The organism is Mammaliicoccus sp. J-M41, from assembly GCF_022385935.1.
Classification (GTDB): domain Bacteria; phylum Bacillota; class Bacilli; order Staphylococcales; family Staphylococcaceae; genus Mammaliicoccus; species Mammaliicoccus sciuri_A.
The window spans coordinates 1-22,675 of sequence record NZ_JAJNIR010000043.1 but is presented as its reverse complement, the minus strand read 5'-3'; the positions used below and the strand labels follow the sequence as shown (position 1 = coordinate 22,675).

The 22,675-nt window shown below is 32.8% G+C and carries 21 protein-coding genes, 2 pseudogenes and 1 riboswitch; of the genes and pseudogenes, 15 read left to right on the top strand and 8 right to left on the bottom strand.

Translation table 11 applies throughout. The features are described from left to right. Positions 1 to 132 precede the first annotated feature (132 nt). The 3 genes and pseudogenes from LQ686_RS12695 to LQ686_RS12685 all read right to left on the bottom strand — a co-directional run. Positions 133 to 558: pseudogene (locus LQ686_RS12695) on the bottom strand (immunoglobulin-like domain-containing protein); the annotation flags it as partial. Positions 559 to 723: 165 nt separating this feature from the next. Beyond that, positions 724 to 1,035: pseudogene (locus tag LQ686_RS12690) on the bottom strand (immunoglobulin-like domain-containing protein); the annotation flags it as partial. Positions 1,036 to 1,166: 131 nt separating this feature from the next. After that, on the bottom strand, positions 1,167 to 1,595 hold the full coding sequence (locus LQ686_RS12685; protein WP_107596785.1) for an RrF2 family transcriptional regulator: 429 nt from the start codon (positions 1,593 to 1,595) through the stop codon (positions 1,167 to 1,169). Between the two features lie 187 nt (positions 1,596 to 1,782). On the opposite strand from LQ686_RS12685, the gene LQ686_RS12680 reads away from it, so the two are divergent. Continuing rightward, a complete protein-coding gene (locus LQ686_RS12680; RefSeq protein WP_107596786.1) occupies positions 1,783 to 2,940 on the top strand; it encodes a globin domain-containing protein in 1,158 nt (385 codons plus the stop codon). Between the two features lie 328 nt (positions 2,941 to 3,268). Here LQ686_RS12680 and folD read toward each other — a convergent pair whose 3' ends face one another. Continuing rightward, complete coding sequence (gene folD, locus LQ686_RS12675) at positions 3,269 to 4,126, bottom strand: bifunctional methylenetetrahydrofolate dehydrogenase/methenyltetrahydrofolate cyclohydrolase FolD (protein ID WP_037587375.1); 858 nt, start codon at positions 4,124 to 4,126, stop codon at positions 3,269 to 3,271. A gap of 206 nt (positions 4,127 to 4,332) precedes the next feature. Between folD and purE the strand changes: the two genes are divergently transcribed. The 11 genes from purE to purD are packed head-to-tail and all read left to right on the top strand — an operon-like array spanning position 4,333 to position 15,560. Beyond that, on the top strand, positions 4,333 to 4,815 hold the full coding sequence (gene purE / locus LQ686_RS12670) for a 5-(carboxyamino)imidazole ribonucleotide mutase (protein WP_107596787.1): 483 nt from the start codon (positions 4,333 to 4,335) through the stop codon (positions 4,813 to 4,815). Next, entirely contained in the window at positions 4,802 to 5,929 is a 1,128-nt protein-coding gene (gene purK, locus LQ686_RS12665; protein WP_107596788.1) for a 5-(carboxyamino)imidazole ribonucleotide synthase, read from the top strand. Before purE ends, purK begins: the two co-directional genes overlap by 14 nt. Position 5,930: 1 nt before the next feature. Further along, positions 5,931 to 6,632, top strand: a complete 702-nt coding sequence (gene purC, locus LQ686_RS12660; protein ID WP_103361919.1) for a phosphoribosylaminoimidazolesuccinocarboxamide synthase — start codon at positions 5,931 to 5,933, stop codon at positions 6,630 to 6,632. 1 nt (position 6,633) lies between these two features. Then, a complete protein-coding gene (gene purS / locus LQ686_RS12655) occupies positions 6,634 to 6,894 on the top strand; it encodes a phosphoribosylformylglycinamidine synthase subunit PurS (protein WP_025905204.1) in 261 nt (86 codons plus the stop codon). Further along, the gene (purQ, locus tag LQ686_RS12650) at positions 6,894 to 7,565 is read left to right on the top strand and encodes a phosphoribosylformylglycinamidine synthase subunit PurQ (RefSeq protein ID WP_239733442.1); all 672 of its coding nucleotides are present in this window, start codon (positions 6,894 to 6,896) and stop codon (positions 7,563 to 7,565) included. The genes purS and purQ overlap by 1 nt, the downstream gene beginning before the upstream one ends. Next, positions 7,558 to 9,747 carry a phosphoribosylformylglycinamidine synthase subunit PurL gene (gene purL, locus LQ686_RS12645; protein ID WP_107596790.1) on the top strand — a complete coding sequence of 730 codons (2,190 nt, stop codon included), beginning with the start codon at positions 7,558 to 7,560 and terminating at the stop codon, positions 9,745 to 9,747. The genes purQ and purL overlap by 8 nt, the downstream gene beginning before the upstream one ends. Continuing rightward, positions 9,726 to 11,222: an amidophosphoribosyltransferase gene (gene purF / locus LQ686_RS12640; protein WP_025905201.1), complete on the top strand. Its 1,497-nt coding sequence runs from the start codon at positions 9,726 to 9,728 to the stop codon at positions 11,220 to 11,222. Before purL ends, purF begins: the two co-directional genes overlap by 22 nt. Next, positions 11,206 to 12,240: a phosphoribosylformylglycinamidine cyclo-ligase gene (gene purM, locus LQ686_RS12635; RefSeq protein WP_107596791.1), complete on the top strand. Its 1,035-nt coding sequence runs from the start codon at positions 11,206 to 11,208 to the stop codon at positions 12,238 to 12,240. Before purF ends, purM begins: the two co-directional genes overlap by 17 nt. After that, entirely contained in the window at positions 12,237 to 12,803 is a 567-nt protein-coding gene (gene purN, locus LQ686_RS12630; protein ID WP_048542190.1) for a phosphoribosylglycinamide formyltransferase, read from the top strand. The genes purM and purN overlap by 4 nt, the downstream gene beginning before the upstream one ends. A gap of 15 nt (positions 12,804 to 12,818) precedes the next feature. Then, a complete protein-coding gene (gene purH / locus LQ686_RS12625) occupies positions 12,819 to 14,297 on the top strand; it encodes a bifunctional phosphoribosylaminoimidazolecarboxamide formyltransferase/IMP cyclohydrolase (protein WP_107596792.1) in 1,479 nt (492 codons plus the stop codon). A gap of 9 nt (positions 14,298 to 14,306) precedes the next feature. Then, entirely contained in the window at positions 14,307 to 15,560 is a 1,254-nt protein-coding gene (purD, locus tag LQ686_RS12620) for a phosphoribosylamine--glycine ligase (protein ID WP_107596793.1), read from the top strand. A 93-nt stretch (positions 15,561 to 15,653) separates the two neighbouring features. Here purD and LQ686_RS12615 read toward each other — a convergent pair whose 3' ends face one another. The 4 genes from LQ686_RS12615 to LQ686_RS14225 all read right to left on the bottom strand — a co-directional run bounded on the left by LQ686_RS12615 (position 15,654) and on the right by LQ686_RS14225 (position 18,931). Next, on the bottom strand, positions 15,654 to 16,445 hold the full coding sequence (locus tag LQ686_RS12615) for an energy-coupling factor transporter transmembrane component T family protein (RefSeq protein ID WP_107596794.1): 792 nt from the start codon (positions 16,443 to 16,445) through the stop codon (positions 15,654 to 15,656). Further along, a complete protein-coding gene (locus LQ686_RS12610) occupies positions 16,435 to 17,838 on the bottom strand; it encodes an ABC transporter ATP-binding protein (protein ID WP_107596795.1) in 1,404 nt (467 codons plus the stop codon). The genes LQ686_RS12615 and LQ686_RS12610 overlap by 11 nt, the downstream gene beginning before the upstream one ends. Positions 17,839 to 17,849: 11 nt before the next feature. Beyond that, positions 17,850 to 18,425, bottom strand: a complete 576-nt coding sequence (locus tag LQ686_RS12605; RefSeq protein ID WP_107596796.1) for an ECF transporter S component — start codon at positions 18,423 to 18,425, stop codon at positions 17,850 to 17,852. 91 nt (positions 18,426 to 18,516) lie between these two features. Next, a riboswitch (TPP riboswitch) is annotated at positions 18,517 to 18,621 on the bottom strand. A 184-nt stretch (positions 18,622 to 18,805) separates the two neighbouring features. Further along, the gene (locus LQ686_RS14225; RefSeq protein ID WP_259341982.1) at positions 18,806 to 18,931 is read right to left on the bottom strand and encodes a hypothetical protein; all 126 of its coding nucleotides are present in this window, start codon (positions 18,929 to 18,931) and stop codon (positions 18,806 to 18,808) included. Between the two features lie 147 nt (positions 18,932 to 19,078). Between LQ686_RS14225 and auxA the strand changes: the two genes are divergently transcribed. The 3 genes from auxA to LQ686_RS12590 all read left to right on the top strand — a co-directional run bounded on the left by auxA (position 19,079) and on the right by LQ686_RS12590 (position 22,506). Further along, positions 19,079 to 20,377: a lipoteichoic acid stability factor AuxA gene (gene auxA / locus LQ686_RS12600; protein ID WP_107596797.1), complete on the top strand. Its 1,299-nt coding sequence runs from the start codon at positions 19,079 to 19,081 to the stop codon at positions 20,375 to 20,377. Positions 20,378 to 20,724: 347 nt separating this feature from the next. Then, a complete protein-coding gene (locus LQ686_RS12595) occupies positions 20,725 to 21,897 on the top strand; it encodes a class I SAM-dependent rRNA methyltransferase (protein WP_107596798.1) in 1,173 nt (390 codons plus the stop codon). Between the two features lie 72 nt (positions 21,898 to 21,969). Continuing rightward, a complete protein-coding gene (locus LQ686_RS12590; protein WP_107596799.1) occupies positions 21,970 to 22,506 on the top strand; it encodes a DUF697 domain-containing protein in 537 nt (178 codons plus the stop codon). The last annotated feature ends 169 nt before the right edge of the window (positions 22,507 to 22,675 follow it).

Genomic DNA, 22,675 nt, shown 5'->3' with positions numbered 1-22,675 from the left:
GTTTAATCATGATTTTAGTGGAAATTATTAATCTATACAAAAAAACAAACTGAACTTATAAATTTAAGTTCAGTTTGTCCACAGTCTGAAACAAACCAAATGAATGATTTCATTTGGTTTGCTTAAATATGATTATTTTACTGTAATTGTTCTACCTTCAGCTGAGATATGACCGTCAGCATCTGATACTGCGTAACCAACTTTGTATTTACCTGGTTTGCTAGTGTCTACTTCACCACTTGTAACAATGTCAGACGTTAAATCTTTACCTGATTTATCTTTAGCAGTTATACCTTTTAATAAGTCAAAGTCTTGACCTTTTTTGATTGTAACGTCTTTAATACCTGATAATTCAGGATTAGGTGCTAAATCTGCATCGTTTACGTAAACGCCTCTTTTGTATGTGTAGTAGTAGCCATCAGAATCTTTAACGTGGTAAGTGATGTATTGTAAACCAGTTTTAGAAGTGTCAATATCACCTTTAACCGTTACTTTGTCAGTGATGTCTCCGTCTTTTTTGTCAGATGCTTTAACACCTTTCATCGGATCGAAGTGGTCACCTTGATAAACTAAATCTTTAGTTGGCACTGTAATAAGTGGCATGTTTTCATCTAAATCTTTAGTAGAAGTCTTCTTGTTAGACGCTACTTCAGCTTTAGATTCATCTTTATTCTTATCTTTAGTATCGTTGTCTTTAGAACCATTTAATGAACCTTCTTTGACAACATATACGTAATGCCATTTTGTTCTATATGCGCCATCAGAATCTGTTACTTTATATTGTACTTTGTATTTACCTAGTTTAGAAGTATCAACGTCACCAGTTACTTTAATTTTATCTGTTAAGTCTCCATCTTCTTTATCATATGCTTTTATGCCTTTTAATGAATCGTAGGCAGCACCTTTTTCAACAACATCACCCTCGACACCTTTAATTTGTGGAAGGCTGTTTACAGTAGCACTCGCAGTTAATGAAGGTGTAACAAGTGAAGCAGAAACACCAAGTACTGTAAGTGATTGTAATATTTTATTCATCATTTTTTATGTACTCCTTTGTTGTAAGCTATAAGGAAAGAATAACATGTGTCGTTTTTCATTTCCTTACTAAATGATATATTATCGTAATATTTTCACATTTACATCGACCTTTAGACCGATTTCCTAACTTAAGTAGTGTAAACAGTGTCTTTTAGGGTGTTTTTAGGAATGATATCACTTAAATAATATTGATCAAGCGTACGTAAGTACTCCATTAAAGCATGATTGAGTGCACCTTTTAATCCGCAATTTAATGCTATTGGACAAGTGTTTGTTTCCATATTAAAGCATTCTACTAATTCAAAATGATCTTCAGTCTGTCTAACAAGTTTACCTATATTAATATCACTAGGGGACTGATTGAGGATTATGCCACCATTTCTTCCTCTTATAGATTTTAAGTATTCTAACTTAACAAGTTGATGTACGACTTTTGTTAAATGATTTTTTGATATGCCATAAAAGTTTGAAATCTCTTCTATTTGAGATTGTTTATTTTGTTGAGCTAAATACATGAGGACACGTAAAGAATAATCCGTGTATTGGGTGAGCTTCATAAAGTTCAACCTCCTTATAATATATTAATTATACTTAATTTGAAGGTTAAAAAACAATCAAACAATATATGTATTTTTAAAAGAGTGACAACTTTGTAAACTTTTTGCGAACTGTATTGATAAACATTGTGAAATTATTTACAATTAAACATGTATTTAAAATATATCTTTTAGAGGGGGACTTCTGATGTTATCAGAACAAACTAAAGAAATCGTAAAACAAACAGTACCAGTATTAGAACAATACGGAAATGAAATTACAAAAGTCTTTTATCAAAGAATGTTTGAAGCTCATCCAGAATTATTGAACATATTTAATAAATCTAACCAAAAACAAGGTAAACAACAAACAGCTTTAGCACAAACAGTTTTAGCAGCAGCAAAACATATCGATCATTTAGAAGCAATCGTTCCTAACGTAAATCAAATTGCACATAAACACCGTGCATTACAAGTTAAAGAAGAACATTATCCAATTGTTGGTGAATTCTTATTAAAAGCAATTAAAGAAGTTCTAGGCGATGCAGCTACAGATGATATTATGAATGCTTGGGAAGAAGCATATGGTGAAATCGCAGGCGTATTTATCCAAATGGAAAAAGCAATGTACGAAGCAGCAGCTTGGGATGACTTCAAATCATTTAAAATTACAAATATCGAAGACCAAGGTACTTCAATGAAATCATTCGAAGTTGAACCAGTAGATAACATTAAAATTCCTGAACTTGTTGCAGGTCAATATATCACTGTACGTATTAAACCAACAAACGATGATAATTTAGCATTAAGACATTACTCAATTTACTCTGTAAAAAATGACGGTAAAATAAGATTTGCTGTAAAACGTGAAGGAGAAGGCGAGAAAAAAGGTCTAGTATCTCATGATTTACATGATAAATATTCAGTTGGAGATACAATTGAACTTTCAGCTCCAGCAGGTGATTTCAAAGTAGAATCAGATGAAGATAAAAAATTATTACTATTATCTTCAGGCGCAGGTGTTACACCAATGCTAGCAATGTTAGAAGATGAAGCATATAAAGGTAGAAATGTTCATTTCGTACATGTTAATGAAGCAGAAAAAGACGTACCATTTAAAGAAGAAGTAGATGCATTAAACGCAATGAACGAAAATGTAGAAGTTACTTATCATTTAAAAGAAAAAGACGGATATTTAACAAGCAATGAATTAAGCAATTGGATTAATGAAGACGTCGACATCTATTTATGTGGCGGTATCACATTTATGGATACAATATTTGATGAGCTAGAAAAATTAAATATTGGCCAAGCAGATGTTCACTTCGAACCATTTGGTCCAAAAATGAGTATCACAAACGTGTAATATAAGTATTTAAAACACCATTCCATTATGACCAGCATAATGGGGTGGTGTTTTTTGTATTGTTAGGGACATGATTCCGAGAAATGTCCGTAAGAGGTGCTGTTAGGGACAGAATTCTGAGAAATGTCCGTAAGAGAGGTCGTTAGGGACAGAATTCCGAGAAATGTCCGTAAGAGGCGTTGTTAGGGACAGAATTCCGAAAAATGTCACTAAGTGAGCGCCTTTCTAATTATCACAATTCAGAATAATGGAAGTTAGCGCCTATCCATCTACCTCAATAAATAAAAGCGGAACCGTCATCGGGTTCCGCTTTTTCTATACTATAGTTTTATTCAAGTCCGTTTTTCCATTTTTCAGCTAATAATGTATTGTTCAATACCATAGTAATTGTTAATGGACCGACGCCGCCTGGTACTGGTGTGATTGCACTAGCTACTTCTTTAACGGCTTCGAAATCGACGTCACCTTTTAATTTACCATTCTCATCTGGTGTGTTACCTACATCGATAATGACTGCTCCTGGTTTTACTAAGTCTTTTGTAACGAGGTGTACGCGTCCAACTGCACTTACGATTACATCTGCTTGTTTTAAGACTTCTTCTGTATTTGTTGATTTTGAGTGTAATAACGTAACAGTTGCATCTTGATCTGTTAATAATTTACTAACTGGTTGACCAACAATATGACTTCTACCGATTACGGCTACGTTTTTTCCTTTTAAGTCAATATCTGCATGTTTGAGAATTTCCATTATACCTAGTGGGGTACATGGGATAAATGTTCTTTCTCCAGTATATAATCTACCAATATTTATAGGATTAAATCCATCTACATCTTTGTCAGGATTGATTGCTTCTAATACTTTTGCTTCAGAAACTTGTTTTGGAAGTGGAACTTGGACTAATATACCACTTACTGAATCGTCATTATTTAATCTATCGAGTTCAGATAATACTTCTTCTTCAGTAGATGATTCATCCATATGTACAATTTCAGAAATCATACCAATCTTTTCAGCTGCTTTTTTCTTAGAATTAACATAACTTTGACTCGCGCCATCATTACCAACGAGTATGACCGTTAATTTAGGTACGATGTTATGTTCTTTTAACTTTTCTACTTCTGCCTGAAGACCTGCTCTGTAAGTCTTCGCTATTTCTCTACCGTCTAATATCTTAGCTACCATGAAAATTGCCTCCTATTAATAATCGAACTATATTGATTGATACAATGAAAATTATGCCCTTAATACGAACATAAATCAAACTTTTTTGTAAAAAATATATAAAATGTTCGTTTTTTCATTGAAAATAGCATGATCAATTGTTATGCTATATCTGTAATATACACAGAAAAGATTAAATATTTCAACTATTTGAAAGGGTGACCTACATGAAAGTGGCAGTTATAATGGGTAGTTCTTCAGATTGGCCAATCATGAAAGAAGCATGCGATATGCTTGAATATTTTAATATTCAATATGAGAAAAAGGTCGTATCTGCACATCGAACACCATTAGAAATGGTTGACTTTGCGAAAAATGCTACTGATCGTAATATAGATATTATTATTGCTGGAGCAGGTGGGGCAGCACATTTGCCAGGAATGGTAGCTTCATTAACAACAGTTCCAGTGATTGGTGTACCTATTGAATCAAAAAGCTTAAAAGGTATGGATTCATTGTTGTCGATTGTACAAATGCCTGGTGGGATACCAGTTGCAACAACTGCAATAGGAAAAGCCGGATCTAAAAATGCTGGTATTTTAGCCGCAAGAATGATCGGTATGACAGATGAAAATGTAAGAAAACAACTTGTTAATTATGAAAAAAGTTTAGTCGATAAAGTGGAGGAAATGCAAAATGACTTATTATAACCTAGAATCAGGTGACATGATAGGTATTGTCGGTGGAGGTCAATTAGGTAAAATGATGGCTCAGTCTGCTCAAAGAATGGGATTTCAAGTTGCTGTTTTAGACCCTGACGAAGATTGCCCTGCAAGATTTGTAGCACACCAATTTATAAACGCTGAATTTTCGGATATAGATGCACTCAATCAGCTTGGTGACATCTCTAAAGTTGTAACTTATGAATTTGAAAATATAGATGCACAGCAGTTAGAAAAACTTTCCAATCAATTTAATATTCCTCAAGGGAGCCAAACAGTTGCTTTATTACAAGATCGCTTAACTGAAAAACAAACGTTAGAAAGTGCAAATGTTCAAATTGTACCGTTTATGGAAGTTAAATCAACAGAAGACTTGAATGAAGCTATAGAAACAATTGGCTATCCATTTATTATAAAGACACGCTTTGGTGGATATGACGGTAAAGGTCAGCTTGTCATTCAATCTAAAGAAGATTTAGATGAAGCTAAGAAATTAATTACTGATACACCTTGCGTAGTTGAAAAATATCTCCCTCTATATAAAGAAGTATCCATAACAGCTACACGTGATATATATGATCATACAGTTTATTTTCCATTACAAGAAAATGAACATAGAAACCAAATTTTATATAAGACAGTTGTTCCGGCTAGAGTAGATTTAGAAGAACAAGCTATTCAAGAAGTTCAAAAAATTATGACGAAGCTACATTTTGTAGGAACGTTTACAGTTGAATTTTTTGTAACGGAAGACCATAAACTTTATGTGAATGAAATTGCGCCTAGACCACATAATTCAGGTCATTACTCTATCGAAGCATGTGATTACTCGCAATTTGATACACATATACTTGCAGTTGCAGGATGGCATTTACCGAAAAAGATTACTTTATTACAACCAGCAATCATGATGAACTTGCTAGGACAAGATGTGTTGAATTTACAAGAAGTATTTAGTGAGCATCCTGAATGGCACGTTCATATTTACGGTAAAAAGGTCAATAAAGTAAACCGTAAAATGGGACATATTACAAAATTATCAACAGATTTAAATAAAGATGAAAACCAATTTAATCAATTATTTGAAGGGCGGAACGATTAATATGTCATTACTTTATGAAGGCAAAGCTAAAAGAGTTTTCAATACGGATCAAGAAGGTATTTTGAGAATCGAATATAAAGATGAAGTGACTGCCGGAAACGGTGCTAAAAAAGATGAAATGCTTGGAAAAGGGCGTTTAAACAATTTAATTACATCAAAAATATTTGGAATATTGCGACAAAAAGGCGTTGAGAGCCACTTTGTTGAACAAATTTCTGAAACAGAACAACTTGTTAAAGCTGTAGAAATTTTCCCATTAGAAGTTGTCGTACGAAATGTTGCTGCAGGTTCAATTTGTAAACGACTAGGTTTTGAAAAGGGACATGAATTTAAAGAACCTTTATTAGAACTATTCTATAAGAAAGATGAGTTAAATGATCCACTTATCACGGATGATCACGTGTCATTATTGAATATTGCTTCATCAGAAGAATTATCAACTATTAAAAAAGAAGCATTAAAAGTAAATAAAGTATTAAGTGAAATTATGGATGACATGAATTTAATACTCGTAGATTACAAAATCGAATTTGGCATAACATCTGATGGTGAAATTTTATTAGCGGATGAAATTTCTCCAGATACATGCAGAATTTGGGACAAAGAAACAAAAGAAAACTTTGATAAAGATGTATATAGAGAAGATACAGGCTCATTAATTGATACTTACGAAACTTTCTACAAAAAATTGGAGGAACTATAAAATGAAAAAGATTGAATTGCATATTACGTTACAAGGTCAAGTATTAGATACACAAGGACAAGCTTTAAATAGAGCGGTACATGATTTAGGTTATGAACAAGTCAATGATATAAGAGTTGGTAAAGTGATTTACATGACTGTTGACGAAACAGACGAAAATTCAATCAAGAATATCGTTAATACTTTAAGTGAGAAGCTATTTGCCAATACGGTTATCGAAGAATATAGTTTTAAAATCTTAGAAGATAAGGAGAACGCATAATGAAATTAGCTGTATTAGTATTTCCAGGATCTAATTGCGATCGTGATATGTATAATGCTGCTAAACATTCAGGTGTCGAAGCGGCATATGTAGACTATAGAGAAACTTCTCTTGAAGGTTTTGATGGTGTGTTAATACCTGGAGGCTTCTCATTTGGTGATTATTTAAGATCAGGTGCAATGGCACGCGTAGCACCAATTATTAGTGAAGTAAAAAGACTTGCAAGTGAAGGTAAACCAGTACTTGGCGTATGTAATGGGTTCCAAATATTAACAGAAGTTGGTTTGTTACCAGGTGCATTGTTACATAACGACAGTCATTTATTTGTAAGTAGAAATGAATCGTTAACAATCGTGAATAACGAAACGAAATTCACACATCAGTATGAAAAAGATGAAACTGTCATTTATCCTGTTGCGCATGGAGAAGGTCACTATTATTGTACAGATGAATTATACGAAGAACTTGTGAATCATAATCAAATTATTTTAACTTACAACGATAATCCTAACGGCTCATATAAAGATATAGCTGGTATTACGAATAAAGAAGGAAATGTTTGTGGGATGATGCCTCATCCAGAACGTGCCATGGAAACATTACTTGGTTCAGATAGTGGCGTTAAATTATTTCAATCTATGATCGAAAGTTGGAGGGAACAACATGTCTAAGTTTTTAGAACCTAGTATAGAAGAAATTGAAAAAGAATATTTATATAGAGATATGGGTTTAACGGACGAAGAATATCAAAAGGTCGTAAGCATTTTAGGACGTAAACCGAACTTTACTGAAATAGGTATATTCTCGGTAATGTGGAGTGAACATTGCTCATATAAACATTCTAAACCATTTTTAAAACAATTCCCTACTTCTGGAGAACATGTCTTAATGGGTCCAGGTGAAGGTGCTGGTGTTGTAGATATCGGTGATAATCAAGCAGTCGTATTTAAAGTAGAATCTCATAACCATCCTTCAGCAATTGAACCTTATCAAGGTGCCGCAACAGGTGTTGGTGGTATAATCCGCGATATCGTATCAATCGGAGCAAGACCTATTTCATTATTAAATAGTTTAAGATTTGGAGAGTTATCTAATAAGACAAACCGTAGATTGTTTAGTGGAGTCGTAAAAGGTATCGGTGGTTATGGAAACTGTATCGGTATACCGACAGTAGCTGGTGAGATTGAATTTGATGAAAGATATGATGGTAATCCACTTGTTAATGCGATGTGTGTTGGCATTATAGATCATGACAAAATTCAAAAAGGTACTGCTAAAGGTATCGGAAACCCAGTTATCTACGTTGGATTAAAAACAGGTAGAGACGGTATTCACGGTGCAACTTTTGCATCTGAAGAACTAAGTGAAGCATCTGAAAGTAAAAGACCATCAGTACAAATAGGAGATCCATTTGTAGGTAAAAAATTAATGGAAGCAACTTTAGAAGCAATTACTTATCCTGAATTAGTAGGTATTCAAGATATGGGTGCAGCAGGGTTAACGTCATCTTCTTCTGAAATGGCAGCTAAAGGTGAAAGTGGTATCCATCTTCATTTAGAGAAAGTACCAACAAGAGAAGAAGGTATCTCACCATATGAAATGATGCTTTCAGAAACACAAGAACGTATGTTATTAGTAGTTGAAAAAGGTACAGAACAAAAATTCTTAGATTTATTTGATCATCATGAATTAGATTCTGCTGTTATAGGTGAAGTAACAGATACAAATAGATTTGTTTTATCTTATGAAGATGAAATATACGCTGATATTCCTGTTGAACCTTTAGCTGATGAAGCACCCGTTTATATTCTAGAAGGTGAAGCAAAAGAATTTAAACACAATGATAATCAATATGATGAAATCAATGTAGAAGAAGTATTCCAAAAACTAATTAATCATCCAACAATTGCATCTAAGCATTACGCATATGACCAATATGATCAACAAGTTGGTGCCAATACAATTATCAAGCCAGGTATTAGTGCTGGAGTAGTTAGAGTGGAAGGTACAAATAAAGCGATAGCTTCTACTATAGATGGAGAAGCTAGATATGTTTATAACAATCCATATGAAGGCGGAAAAATGGTTGTTGCAGAAGCATATAGAAATTTAATTTCTGTAGGTGCTAAACCATTAGCAATGACAGATTGTTTAAACTATGGTTCTCCTGAGAAGAAAGATATATACCAACAACTTGCAGATTCTACTAAAGGAATGGCAGAAGCTTGTGAAGCTTTAAATACACCTGTCGTATCAGGTAACGTTTCTTTATACAATGAAACAAAAGGGACTTCAATTTTCCCTACACCTGTAGTCGGTATGGTTGGTTTAATTGAAGATGTGACGTATTTAAATGATTATCAACCAAAAGTAAATGATCGTGTATACGTAGTTGGAGAAACAAAAGATGACTTTGGTGGCAGTCAGGTTGAAAAATTATTATTTAAAGAAGTTAATCATGAACCAAGTTCAATTGATTTATCAGCAGAAGTAAAACGTGGAGAACAAATTAAAGATGCTATACGTTCAGGCAAAATTTCACATACACAAGCTGTTGGTAAAGGTGGCCTTGCTATTGGACTTGCAAAAATAGCTACACACTTTAACTTAGGATTAGATGTGACGTTACCAGTAACAAATGCTCAATTATTTAGTGAAACTCAAGGTAGATATATTGTTGTCGTTAAAGAAGGACAATCTATAGATATTGATGATGCCGTTGAAATAGGTCGTGTTACTGATAATGCTCAATTTACGATTAAAAATGATGCTGCTCAAATTAAATACAATGTATCTGATTTGAATGAGCAATTGAAAGGGGCAATAGCTCAATGCATGAAATCAAGAGTTTAAATGAAGAATGCGGCGTATTCGGTATTTGGAATCACCCAGAATCTGCACAACTCACATACATGGGGCTTCATAGTTTACAACATAGAGGTCAAGAAGGTGCAGGAATTGTAACTTCAAACGGTTTCGAGTTAAAAGGTGAAAGAGGTTTAGGTTTATTATCTGATGCGATTACGGATGTACAATTAGAAGGTTTTAAAGGGAATCAACATGCGATAGGGCATGTAAGATATGCAACTTCTGGCAATAAAGGAATTGAAAATATTCAACCATTTTTATATCACTTTTATGATATGAGTGTTGGTGTTTGCCACAATGGTAACTTAGTCAATGCACAAAGCTTAAGAAAAGAATTAGAACAAGAAGGTGCCATTTTCCATTCTTCTTCTGATACTGAAGTGATTATGCACCTTATAAGAAGAAGTAAAGCGCCGACTTTCGAGGAAGCATTGAAAGAAAGTTTGAATACAGTTAAAGGTGGTTTCACATTTGCTTTATTAACAAAAGATGCATTATATGGCGCTGTTGACCCAAATGCAATAAGACCTTTAGCTGTAGGTAGAATGAAGACGGGTGCTTATATCATTGCTAGTGAGACATGTGCAATTGATGTACTTGGCGCAGAATTTGTGAGAGATATTCATGCAGGTGAGTATATTGTTATAAATGATGATGGTATAAGAGTTGAATCATACACAACGGAAACAACGACTGCAATTTCAGCGATGGAGTATATTTACTTTGCAAGACCGGACTCAACAATTGCTGGTAAGAACGTTCATGCAGTTCGTAAAGCATCAGGGAAAAAATTAGCTCAAGAAAGCCCGGCTTTAAATGCTGATATGGTAATCGGTGTACCAAACTCTTCACTTTCAGCAGCATCTGGTTTTGCAGAAGAGAGTCATTTACCTTATGAAATGGGACTTGTAAAAAACCAATATGTCGCTAGAACATTTATCCAACCGACACAAGAATTACGAGAACAAGGTGTACGTGTGAAACTATCAGCTGTAAAAGATATCGTACATGGTAAAAATATTGTGCTTGTTGATGATTCTATTGTGAGAGGGACAACAAGTAAACGTATCGTCAGAATGTTAAAAGACGCTGGAGCAAATGAAGTTCATGTACGTATCGCATCACCAGAATTCATGTTTCCAAGTTTCTATGGAATTGATGTGTCGACATCTGCTGAGCTGATTTCTGCACATAAATCACCTGAAGAAATCAGAGATTATATCGGTGCAGATTCACTTGCATATTTATCAGTTGATGGCTTAATACGATCAATAGGATTAGATAAAGACGTACCTTATCACGGATTATGTGTAGAAAGCTTTACTGGTGACTATCCAGCAGGTCTTTATGACTATGAAGAAAGATATTATCAAAACTTAAGTCCACGTCAAAAAGCTTATTTAGCTAGTAATAAACAATACTTTGATAAAGAGGGTAATCTTAATGTCGAAAGCATATAAAGCATCTGGTGTAGATATAGAAGCTGGTTATGAAGCGGTCAATAGAATGAAGTCACATGTTCAAAGCACAATGAGAAAGGAAGTTCTAGGCGGTTTAGGTGGCTTTGGTGCTGCATTTGATCTGTCACAATTAAATATGAAGAAACCAGTACTTGTTTCTGGAACAGATGGTGTTGGTACAAAGCTTAAACTCGCAATTGATTATAACAAACATGACACAATCGGTATCGATGCAGTTGCGATGTGTGTGAATGATATTTTAACGACTGGCGCAGAGCCTTTGTATTTCCTTGATTATATTGCGACGAATAAAGTAAATCCTGAAACGATTGAAGCGATTGTTTCAGGTGTATCTGTCGGTTGTAAAGAAACGAATTGTGCATTAATCGGCGGAGAAACTGCAGAAATGGGCGAAATGTACCATGAAGGAGAATATGATATCGCAGGATTTTGTGTTGGCGCTGTTGAAAAAGATGACTATATAGATGGCAGTGAAGTTGAAGAAGGTGACGTCATAATTGGTATTACATCAAGCGGTATTCATTCAAACGGCTACAGTTTAGTTAGAAACTTAATTAAAGAAAGTCAAATTAATTTAAATGATGCATTTGATGATGAGAGAACGTATTTAGAAACTTTTCTTGAACCAACTAAGTTATATGTTAAACCTGTTCTTGCTGTATTAGATAAAGTAAAAGTTAAAGGTATGTCACACATTACTGGTGGAGGATTTATTGAAAATATTCCAAGAGCTATTCCAGAAAATAAAGATGCACATATCGATGTTCAATCATATGAAGTACCACAAATATTCCATTGGTTAAAAGAGCAAGGAAAGATTGAAGCACAGGAAATGTATAATGTGTTTAATATGGGCATTGGCTTTGTACTTATCGTCAATAAAGAAGATGCACAAGAAACATTAGATATCTTGAAAGCAAAAAATGAAGAAGCATATGTAATTGGTGAAATTTCAAACGGAACAGGTCAGGTCAAATTGACGGGGGTTCAATCATGATTAAAATAGCAGTATTTGCATCAGGAAATGGATCAAATTTTGAAAAAATAATGGAAAATATCGAAGCAGGTTATTTAGATCATATAGAAGTAACAGCATTGTATACAGATAACCCTAATGCTTTTTGCATAGAAAGAGCAAGACGTTTTAATTTACCAGTTTATATCATTGATCCAAGAACTTACGATAGTAAAAAAGAATATGAAGAAGCTCTACTCACGAGATTGGCTCAAGATCGTGTAAGTTGGGTTATTTTAGCAGGATATATGAAAATCGTTGGTCCTACATTATTAAAACAATATGAAGGTAAAATGTTGAATATACATCCATCAATATTACCAAGTTTTCCTGGTAAGGACGCTGTAGGGCAAGCATTAGATTACGGCGTACGTGTTACAGGAGCAACTGTTCATTACGTTGATAGTGGTATGGATACTGGCGAAATCATCGATCAATTAAGCTGTAAAGTATATCCAGATGATACGAGAGAGACATTACAATTAAGAATACAGAACTTAGAATACGAATTATATCCACGTGTTATGAAAGAAATTATTCAATAAAGGAGTCTTTACAAAATGAAGAATGCAATATTAAGTGTGTCAGATAAAACAAATATAGAAGATTTTGCAAGCAAATTAATAGAAAATGATTATAAAATCTTTTCAACTGGTGGTACTAAAAAGGCATTAGAAAATGCTGGTATTGGAGTTTATTCAGTTTCAGAGTTAACAAACTTTCCGGAAATAATGGATGGAAGAGTCAAAACTTTACATCCAGGTGTACATGGAGGGATTCTTGCAAATCGTTCTATTCCTGAACATTTAACAGCATTAAAAGAACAAGATATCGACTTAATTGACTTAGTAGTCGTAAATTTATATCCATTTAAAGAAACTGTTAAGAAAGAAGATGTAACAGAAGATGAAGCAATTGAAAACATCGATATCGGTGGACCAACTATGCTAAGAGCAGCAGCAAAGAACTTCAAATTTGTTACAACAGTCGTAGATCCTTCTGATTATAATGAAGTTATTGAACGTATTGCTTCTGACAAACTAGATGAAGATTATCGTAAATCATTAATGGTAAAAGTATTTAAACATACAAATGATTATGATAATGCGATTGTTGAATTCTTTGGAAATACATCAGAAACATTAAGATATGGAGAAAACCCTCAACAAAATGCTACTTTTGTAAAGACTTCTAACGAACCGAATACATTAGCTGGCGCTAAACAATTACATGGTAAAGCTTTAAGCTTTAATAACATTAAAGATGCCGATGCAACATTATCACTTATTAAAAAGTTTGAACAACCTGCAGCTGTTGCAGTAAAACATATGAACCCATGTGGAGTTGGTGTTGGCGCAACTATTGAAGAAGCATACGAATATGCATATGAAGCGGATTCTCAATCTATATTTGGAGGTATTGTCGCTTTAAATAGACCTGTTACAAAGGATTTAGCTGAGAAATTACATTCTATTTTCTTGGAAGTCATTATTGCGCCAAGCTATGACGAAGAGGCGTTAGAAGTATTAACAGCGAAGAAGAATATTAGATTACTAGAAATTGATATGACAGAAACGCAAGATGAACAAGAATTTGTATCAGTTTCAGGTGGGTATTTAGTTCAAGATAAAGATAATGCAACATTAACGCGCGAAGAAATGAAAGTCGTTACAGATGTTGAACCAACTGAAGCACAATGGAAAGCATTAGAACTAGGATGGAAAGTTGTCCGCTCAGTTAAAAGTAATGCTATTGTACTAGCAAACGATCACCAAACTGTTGGTGTTGGTGCTGGACAAATGAATAGAGTTGGTTCTGCAAAAATAGCAATTGATCGTGCAATCGAAATGAATGAAAATGTAGCCTTAGCTTCAGATGGATTTTTCCCAATGGGTGACACTGTAGAAACAGCTGCTAAAGCAGGTATTAAAACAATTATCCAACCAGGTGGATCTATTAAAGATCAAGATTCAATAGATATGGCAAATAAATATGGCATCAGTATGGTATTTACTGGTATGAGACACTTTAAACATTAGGAGGTCAATATGAAAGTACTTGTTATAGGATCAGGTGGAAGAGAACATGCGTTAGCTCAAAAATGTCAATCGTCTAAATTAGTAAATGAAGTATTTGTCATTCCGGGTAATGATGCAATGGAAGAAGTTGCGACAATTGTATCGGATATTCAAGAAAATGACCATTTAGCTATAAAATCTTTTGTAGAACAAAACAATATTGAATGGGTAATAATTGGACCTGAACAACCTTTAATAGATGGTTTGACAGATGTATTAGAGGAAACAAATGCTAAAGTCTTCGGACCTAATAAAGAAGCAGCACAATTAGAAGGTTCTAAAGAATTTGCGAAAAAAATTATGGAAAAGTATGATATACCAACTGCAGAATATAAGACAATCACAACAAAAGAAGAAGCAATCAATTATGTTGAGCAGTGTAAAATACCTATCGTGCTTAAAAAAGATGGACTTGCAGCTGGAAAAGGTGTAATCGTTGCTTTAACACGTGAAGAAGCAAGAGAAGGCGTAGAAACTTTATATCAAACAGCTCATGAGAAAGTCGTATTCGAAGAGTTTCTTGATGGAGAAGAATATTCAGTTATGACATTTGTAAATCAATCATATGCAGTTCCATTTGATTGTATCGCCCAAGATCATAAACGTGCATTCGATGGTGATAAAGGGCCAAATACTGGTGGTATGGGTGCATACTGTCCAGTGCCACATATTACTGACGATGTATTGAAAGAAACGAATCAAAAAATCGCGCAACCTATTGCTGATGCTTTAGTGAGTGAAGGCATTAACTATTTTGGTTTGATTTATATTGGCGCAATTTTAACAAAAGAAGGACCAAAAGTAATTGAATTTAATGCAAGATTCGGTGATCCAGAGGCACAAGTATTATTGACTAAATTAGATTCTGATTTTATTGAAATATTAAACAAGGTGTATCATAAAGAACCTTTAACATTAGAATGGAAAGATGAAAGTGTTGTTGGTGTCGTATTAGCATCTAAAGGATATCCAGGTAGCTATGATAAAGGATATTCAGTTGAAGGTTTAGAGCATGTAGAACAATATTTTGTGAGTGCTTTGAAGAAAAATTCAGAAGGCAAGTATGAAAATAATGGTGGACGTGTCATGATTGTTATCGGTACAGGTGACAATATTGAAGCGGCTCAAAAAAATGCATATGAACAAGTCAAATATATTAAAAGTGAACAACTATTCTATAGAAATGATATTGGACATAAAGCATTAAAAGCATATAAATCATAAATTAAAGGCTGAGACAACAAAGTTTGTCTCAGCCTTTTCATTGCGCTATATTTCATTCTTTTAGGGAAAGGTATGGTCAAATATAACGCAATGTTATCGAATATCTGAAATGTGTGTTATAGGTAAATAAATATTTAATAAATATGCGATAGCAACAAGTGCAATCGTCATTAGGATGAAATATAAATCATTTTTAGTGAAAGGTACTTTATAATAGAAAGTTCTTTTGCCGTTTGTGAATCCTTTTGCTTCCATCGCTACAGCTAACCTATGAGACTTTCTTATACTTTGACTTAATGTTGGAATGAGTAAATGGTGTATCCATTTTAAGCCTTTGCGATTGCTTTTATCTATAACTGCATAACGCATCTTTAAAGCTTGTCTTAACTGCATAAAAGAACTAAACATAAGAGGTATCATACGTATAGAAGCCATGAAAGCATAAGCGATTTTAGGTTTTACTTTTAAATGTTGCATGAAACTATAAAACACATAAATGATTTGCGAAGTAAATGGTATAACCATGCCGTAAAACGAAATAACTAGTGTACGCATGGTTACGTGAATACCTCTCAAAAAGCTTTCTTCAGTAATATTAATAATACCGAACTTGAAAATTGTTTCTTTTCCTTCACCATAAAAAATCATAAATAAGGAAGAGGTGAGACCGAAAAATAAAGTGATAGCAATGACGATTAATAGTGGTAACCATCTCACGCCGCTCATGAAGATTAGATAAAGGAACATAATAATCGTTAAATAAAGCATGAAATCAAATTGATGAATAAATATCGCATAGAAAAATAGTATGACACCTAAAATAAGTTTCGTTAGAATATTCACATCATCAATAAAAGTACGGTATTTCTTCCAATTAGTTAACATGAGATTCACCACCGCTTACGTGTAATTGCTCGTCTTTGATTGTCAATCTTCTAGTAGCATAACGATTAATAATCTCATTTTCGTGCGTAATCATTAAGATAGTTTGACCATTTTGAACGCGTTCATGAAATAATTTGATGAGTTCAAAGGTATTGTGACTGTCTAAACCGAATGTTGGCTCATCAAGTAAAATAATTTCAGAATTCGTACTTAATGCAGTTGCGACACTTAATCTTTTTTTCTGTCCTATTGATAATTCGAAAGGATGTTGGTCTTTCACATGATTAAGTTTTAATAATGTCAACATGTCTTGGGTCTTGTCATGAGCTGTTTGTTTATCTTGATAAGCATAATTGATAAATATTTCGTTATATACAGATGTTTCGATGAATTGTAATTCCGGATTTTGATATACGAAATACATATGTTTAGAAGCATCTTTTACTTTTTTGATCTGTTTGTTTTTATAAAATATTTCACCATTATATTTAATGAGCTGCATCATCGTTTCTAAAAATGTTGTCTTACCTGTTCCATTTGGTCCAGTGATTGTAAGCCATTCACCACTTGAAATCGTTAATTCATCTATACTAAATAGTTTTTTTTGACCACGTAGTACATCTAACTGCTCTATATTTAACAACGGATTGTGCTCAGCAGTCTGGTTAGACAATTTTGGGGCATATTGCCATGAGTTAGGGTGCCAAACACCGTATTCATTTAAAATGTCTGTATGATGATCTAATATATCTTGAGGTTTACTATCATGTGTGATTTCACCATTTTCATTCATTACAATAACTCTATCAACATAATTCCAAATATAATCAACTTTATGTTCTACGATTACAACAGTTTGATTATCCCAATGCTCCATAATCAAATCCCATAGTTGTGTCGTTGATTGATGATCAAGCATTGCTGTCGGTTCATCAAGAAATAACGTATTTGTATCTTGTAATAATATAGAAGCAATCGCTAATTTTTGTTTCATACCACCACTTAATCGATTGATTTTAAGTGAAGGGTCAGCATTTAAATTTACCTGTTTCATGGCATTTTTTATAAATCCGTCCATTTTATCAGGTTCGATGTTCATATTCTCAAGCACAAATGCTAATTCTTCTTTAATCTCAGGCATACAAAACTGAGTATCTGGGTCTTGGAAAATAACACCCGGAAGTGAATCAATATCGATTGAATCTACTTTCATCGGTATGTCCATCGATCTCGGTATAATACCGCTTAATACATTTAATAATGTACTTTTACCAGATCCACTTGGACCTAGTAACAGTACTTTTTCTTTATCATTAATATTGATGTTTAAATTTTTAAATATAATGCGTTCATCATCAGGATACTTTAGTCTTAAATTTTTTAGTGATAACAATTGAATAACTCCTATAATAAGTCATAATCTTTTTTAGATGCTGGTCTGAACAATTTCGTAACACCAGTTTGGTCGAGTGCTTTTACAATTGCATAGCCTAATGCACCAGCAACGATTGCACCACTTAAAATTCTAATCGTAAACATTAAAATAACATTCCATAAAGCAACGTCACCTAAGTAATTATAGAACCAATCAATTGGTAACGTAATAATACCTGCAGCCATACCAGCTATAACAGCAACTGATAATTTTCTATATTGATATCGAACAGCTAAGAAGATGATTTCACAAGCTAAACCTTGTAATAATGCGTATACAAATGTTGGAATATCGAATTGACCCATTACAATCGTTTCGCCAGCACCGGCAGCAAATTCAGCAAGAATTGCAACACCAGGCTTTTGAATAATTAAATAAGTGACAATCGCTGCAATAAACCATACACCATATACAGATTGTTCTAAGTGTAGACCGAGTGGTTTTAAAATTTCATAAGGTATCCATAAGAACTTATAAATGATTGCAAACAAAGCACCAATTAATACAGTTACTAAAATATCTGATAACGTTAATCTTTTTGACATGTTAAATTCTCCTTTTAAATAAAAAAATGTGCACTCCTATATCTAAATAGAAGCGCACAAAAATATTGTTATCATTTAAAAATGAATATTATATGATTTACGAACACTTTCCTACGCTAGTATCATCTAGATCAGGTACAAAGGGTTCAGACCTTTTCATGTCTGTCTCAGTTTCAAAACACCCCTAGTGCATTTATTAATTTGTTATCCATACGATAAGTCTTATTAATCTATTTGTCAATAGTAAATCATAAAAATGAAATTAATTTCTTAAATAAATGATTTATAAGTTATTAAAATAAATTCAAAATAAAATCGGAAGCGAAATCGCAATATATCTAAATTTGCGATTTCGCTCCCAGATAGGTGATGAAATTCATTTATTCAAATGTGTCTTGTATATTTTCTTTAGTTTCATCCTGGCCTTTGTTGTTGACTTGCTTATTTTCTTGTTCTTTCTTTTTAGCTTTTTCAGCTTCTTCTTTATGCTTATCATTATGAGTCATAATAACACTCCTTTAAAATGTATGATATTATTATATACCCAACTACATATAAGTATTAAACTTCTTGCTAGTACTTGGGACTGATTTTCAATATAATTAAAGACAATTGAAAATGAAACAATTATAATGTTCAATGAGGTGAAGAACATGGCTATAAAGAAAAAAAGCTGGGAAGTTCATTTTAGTCGAATTATAGGTATATTTCTTTTGATTACTGGATTACTTATACTTTTTAATGCGCCGCGTATTAAAGACTATAATATCAGGGATTCAAGTAATATCCATATCAATAACATTTGGGACTTTTTTGTAGCTTTTTTTGATGAATTAGTAAGAATATTGCACCATTATATTGGTAACTTTCCAGTTATCGCAGCAATTATCGTATTGCTATTTGGTGTGTTTGTATTATTAGTAGGACGTACTTTAAGAAGAACAACGCATTACGATTATGATATTTCTGTATTTTATATCGGACTGACAATTATTTTAATGATTGTTATTATGATGACCATGTTCCAAGTATATAGTTTTGCATCTTTCTTATTTATTATTCCATTTGCAATTCATGTGGGATATGTCGTTTATAAAAATGAGCTAAATCCAATGCATCGAAAGAAACATTATTTATGGATTATCATTTCATATGGATTATGTTATTTCATTTCACAATTTGCAATGAACCATAATATCGATGCTCAAAATGTAAAGCCTATAGACGTTATGAGTGTTAACTTATTCTTCATTCTGTTATGGTGTCTGAGTCAAATGTCAGTTTGGATTAGTTTATATTTAAGAAGATCTTTACCTGTAAGTGATGAAGACATTGAACAATTTCATGAAGAAAGATATTCAAGAGTTAAAAATAACCGCTTAACAAGAAAAATATATACTTTAGCAGAAGGTTTTTACCAAAAATTACAGAATTTCAAACAGGCGACTTTAGAAAAATTCAATTCTGAAGAGGCGATCGCTAAAAGAAAACGCCGTAATGAAAAATGGAAAGAAATTATTAAAATCGAAGAAGACGATATTCCAAGATGGATGAGAAGACCGAAATGGTTAAAGAAAAGCTATATAGAATGGATAAGTACTGTAGTTTTATTCTTATTTACATTTATAGAGTTTAATAACCGTAATGGTTTATTCTTATCAGGTGAATGGAAATTATCTCAAATTCAATACGTTTTTGAATGGTTAACATTATTTATTATGATGTTATTGATTATTTTATATGCATACTTCAATTACACAACAAATTATAAGAATAAAAATAATTTTGGTAAGTTGTTTGTCATTGCAGCATTATTCTTTGAAATTGCAACGACATTCTTTGTATCAGCAATTCAAACGTCACAATTTTCCGTGTTTATCACACCAATTTCATTTTTACTATTATTATTTGTGACACCTGCATTTATCATTCATTTGAAAAAATCATTTTAATATCTTACACGATATAATTAGACACTTTATTGAGCGCTATGTGCTCAATAAAGTGTCTTTTATTTTATAATTTGCACGAGCAATTGCCGTATCTAAAAGTTTAAATATGTAATAAGTAAACTATTTTAATGAATTTATTCAAAAAATGTATTGCGTGGAATAATCTTATCCTTTATACTAACTTTAGTAAGCGTTTACATATAAGGGGATCAAAACTTTCTGGGGGAAATTTTGATTAATAAAATTCGGTTAACAGAGTATTCTAAAGGGGAATACTCTGTTTTTTGGTGTTTTGAATAATATACGTTATAATATGTGAGACATTTCGAAAGGATGGCTAATATATAATGAAACAATTAATGCTCAAAAAAGGAAAAGAAGATAAATATTTAAGAGGATATCCTCTAGTTGAAAAAGACGACGTTTTTGATATGCCTAAAATGGATGAAGGTGAATTAGTTGCACTTGTTGATGCAGGTAAAAGATTCATTGCAACTGCTTATTATGGTGAACAAAATAAAGGTATAGGCTGGGTATTATCATTAGACTCAACTGAAAAGATTGATCATAACTTTTTTGTAAAGTTATTCGAAGAAGCTAAAAATGATAGAGCATATTATGAAAATGTAGATGGAATCAATGCATATAGATTATTTAATGCTGAAGGCGATGGAATTGGTGGACTGACAATCGATCATTATGATGGTCATTTATTAGTTCAGTGGTACTCAGTAGGGATATATCGATTAAAAGATAGAATATTACCTGCAATTAAAGAAGTCTTCGAATATAAATCAATTTTTGAGAAAAGAAGATTTAAAGGAATGGAAACAGCGTCAGACTTCGTAGCGGGTGAAGCACCAGAATTTCCATATGTCATAGAAGAAAACCATATGTTCTATAATATTAATCTTGATGATGGGCCAATGACAGGTATTTTCTTAGATCAAAAAGATGTTAGAAAAAAATTAAGAGACCACTATAGTCAAGATAAAGATATATTGAATTTATTTAGTTATACGGGTGCATTTTCAGTTGCAGCGAGTGAAAATGCTCGATCAACTACAAGTGTGGATTTAGCTAATAGAGCTAGACCATTAACTGAAGCAAACTTTGGTTTAAATACAATGGATCTTAATCAGAACCATATATTTATAATGGATGTATTTGATTATTTCAAATATGCTTTAAGACATGGTTTAAGTTATGACGTTGTCGTTATTGATCCACCAAGCTTTGCACGTAATAAGAAAAAGACTTTTAGTGTTCAGAAAAACTATCCTGAATTAATTGAAGGAGCATTAGAAGTATTAAACGAGAATGGTAACTTAGTGTTAAGTACAAATTCAAGTGCTTTTCCACAAAAAGCATTCAAAAAAATGATTAATCAAACATTAGATCAATTAGGTGTTGATTATACAATTTCTGATGTAATGGGATTGCCTAAAGACTTCAAGAGTCATCCACACTATAAACCAAGTAAATACTTGAAAGTCGTATTCGTACAAATAAATGGTTAAAATTTCCTAGTTCGGGTATATATTATTATAATAATGTTTGAATATAATCGAACTGTGAGGAGAATGGAAACAATGGGAATTTTCGATAAAATTACGACAAAAGCAGGCAATAAAGCATTTGGTATACAAGAAATAAAGAAGCGTTCTGAATTACCAACTTCACAAGAGGAATTGTTAGAACGTAGAAAAAAAGCTGAAGAACTTATTCATAAGAAGTCATTAATGTCTTCAGCTGCAAATGTCGTACCAATCCCAGGACTTGGTGTTGGTATGGATATTAAATTAATGGGCGATATCATTGAAGATATTAATAAAATTTATGGATTAAGTCATAAACAAGTTAATAAAATGCAAGATGATTTAAAACAAAAAGTTTTAACATCAGCTGCAATGAGAGGTAGCCAGTTTATTGGTCAAAAAGTAACGAATGCAATGGTGAAAGTTATATTTAGATCAGTCGTAAAAAGAGAAGCAGCAAAACAATCAAGATGGGTACCATTAGTTGGACAAGCAGTTGCTGGTTCAATTAGTTATTATTTAATGAAAAAAATGGGTGAAGATCACATTAAAAAATGTGAAACAGTCATTCAAGACTTTATAGGTGAATAAAATATTGAAAAGAAGCTAAGGCATTTTGTAATGTCTTAGCTTAAGACTGTGGACAAACTGAACTTAAATTTATAAGTTCGGCTTTGTCAAATTAAGTGTGTAAGTTATTCAAGATACTTAATAACTCTATCTTTAATTTGATCATGTAAAAGAAGCTGGTTCATAACCA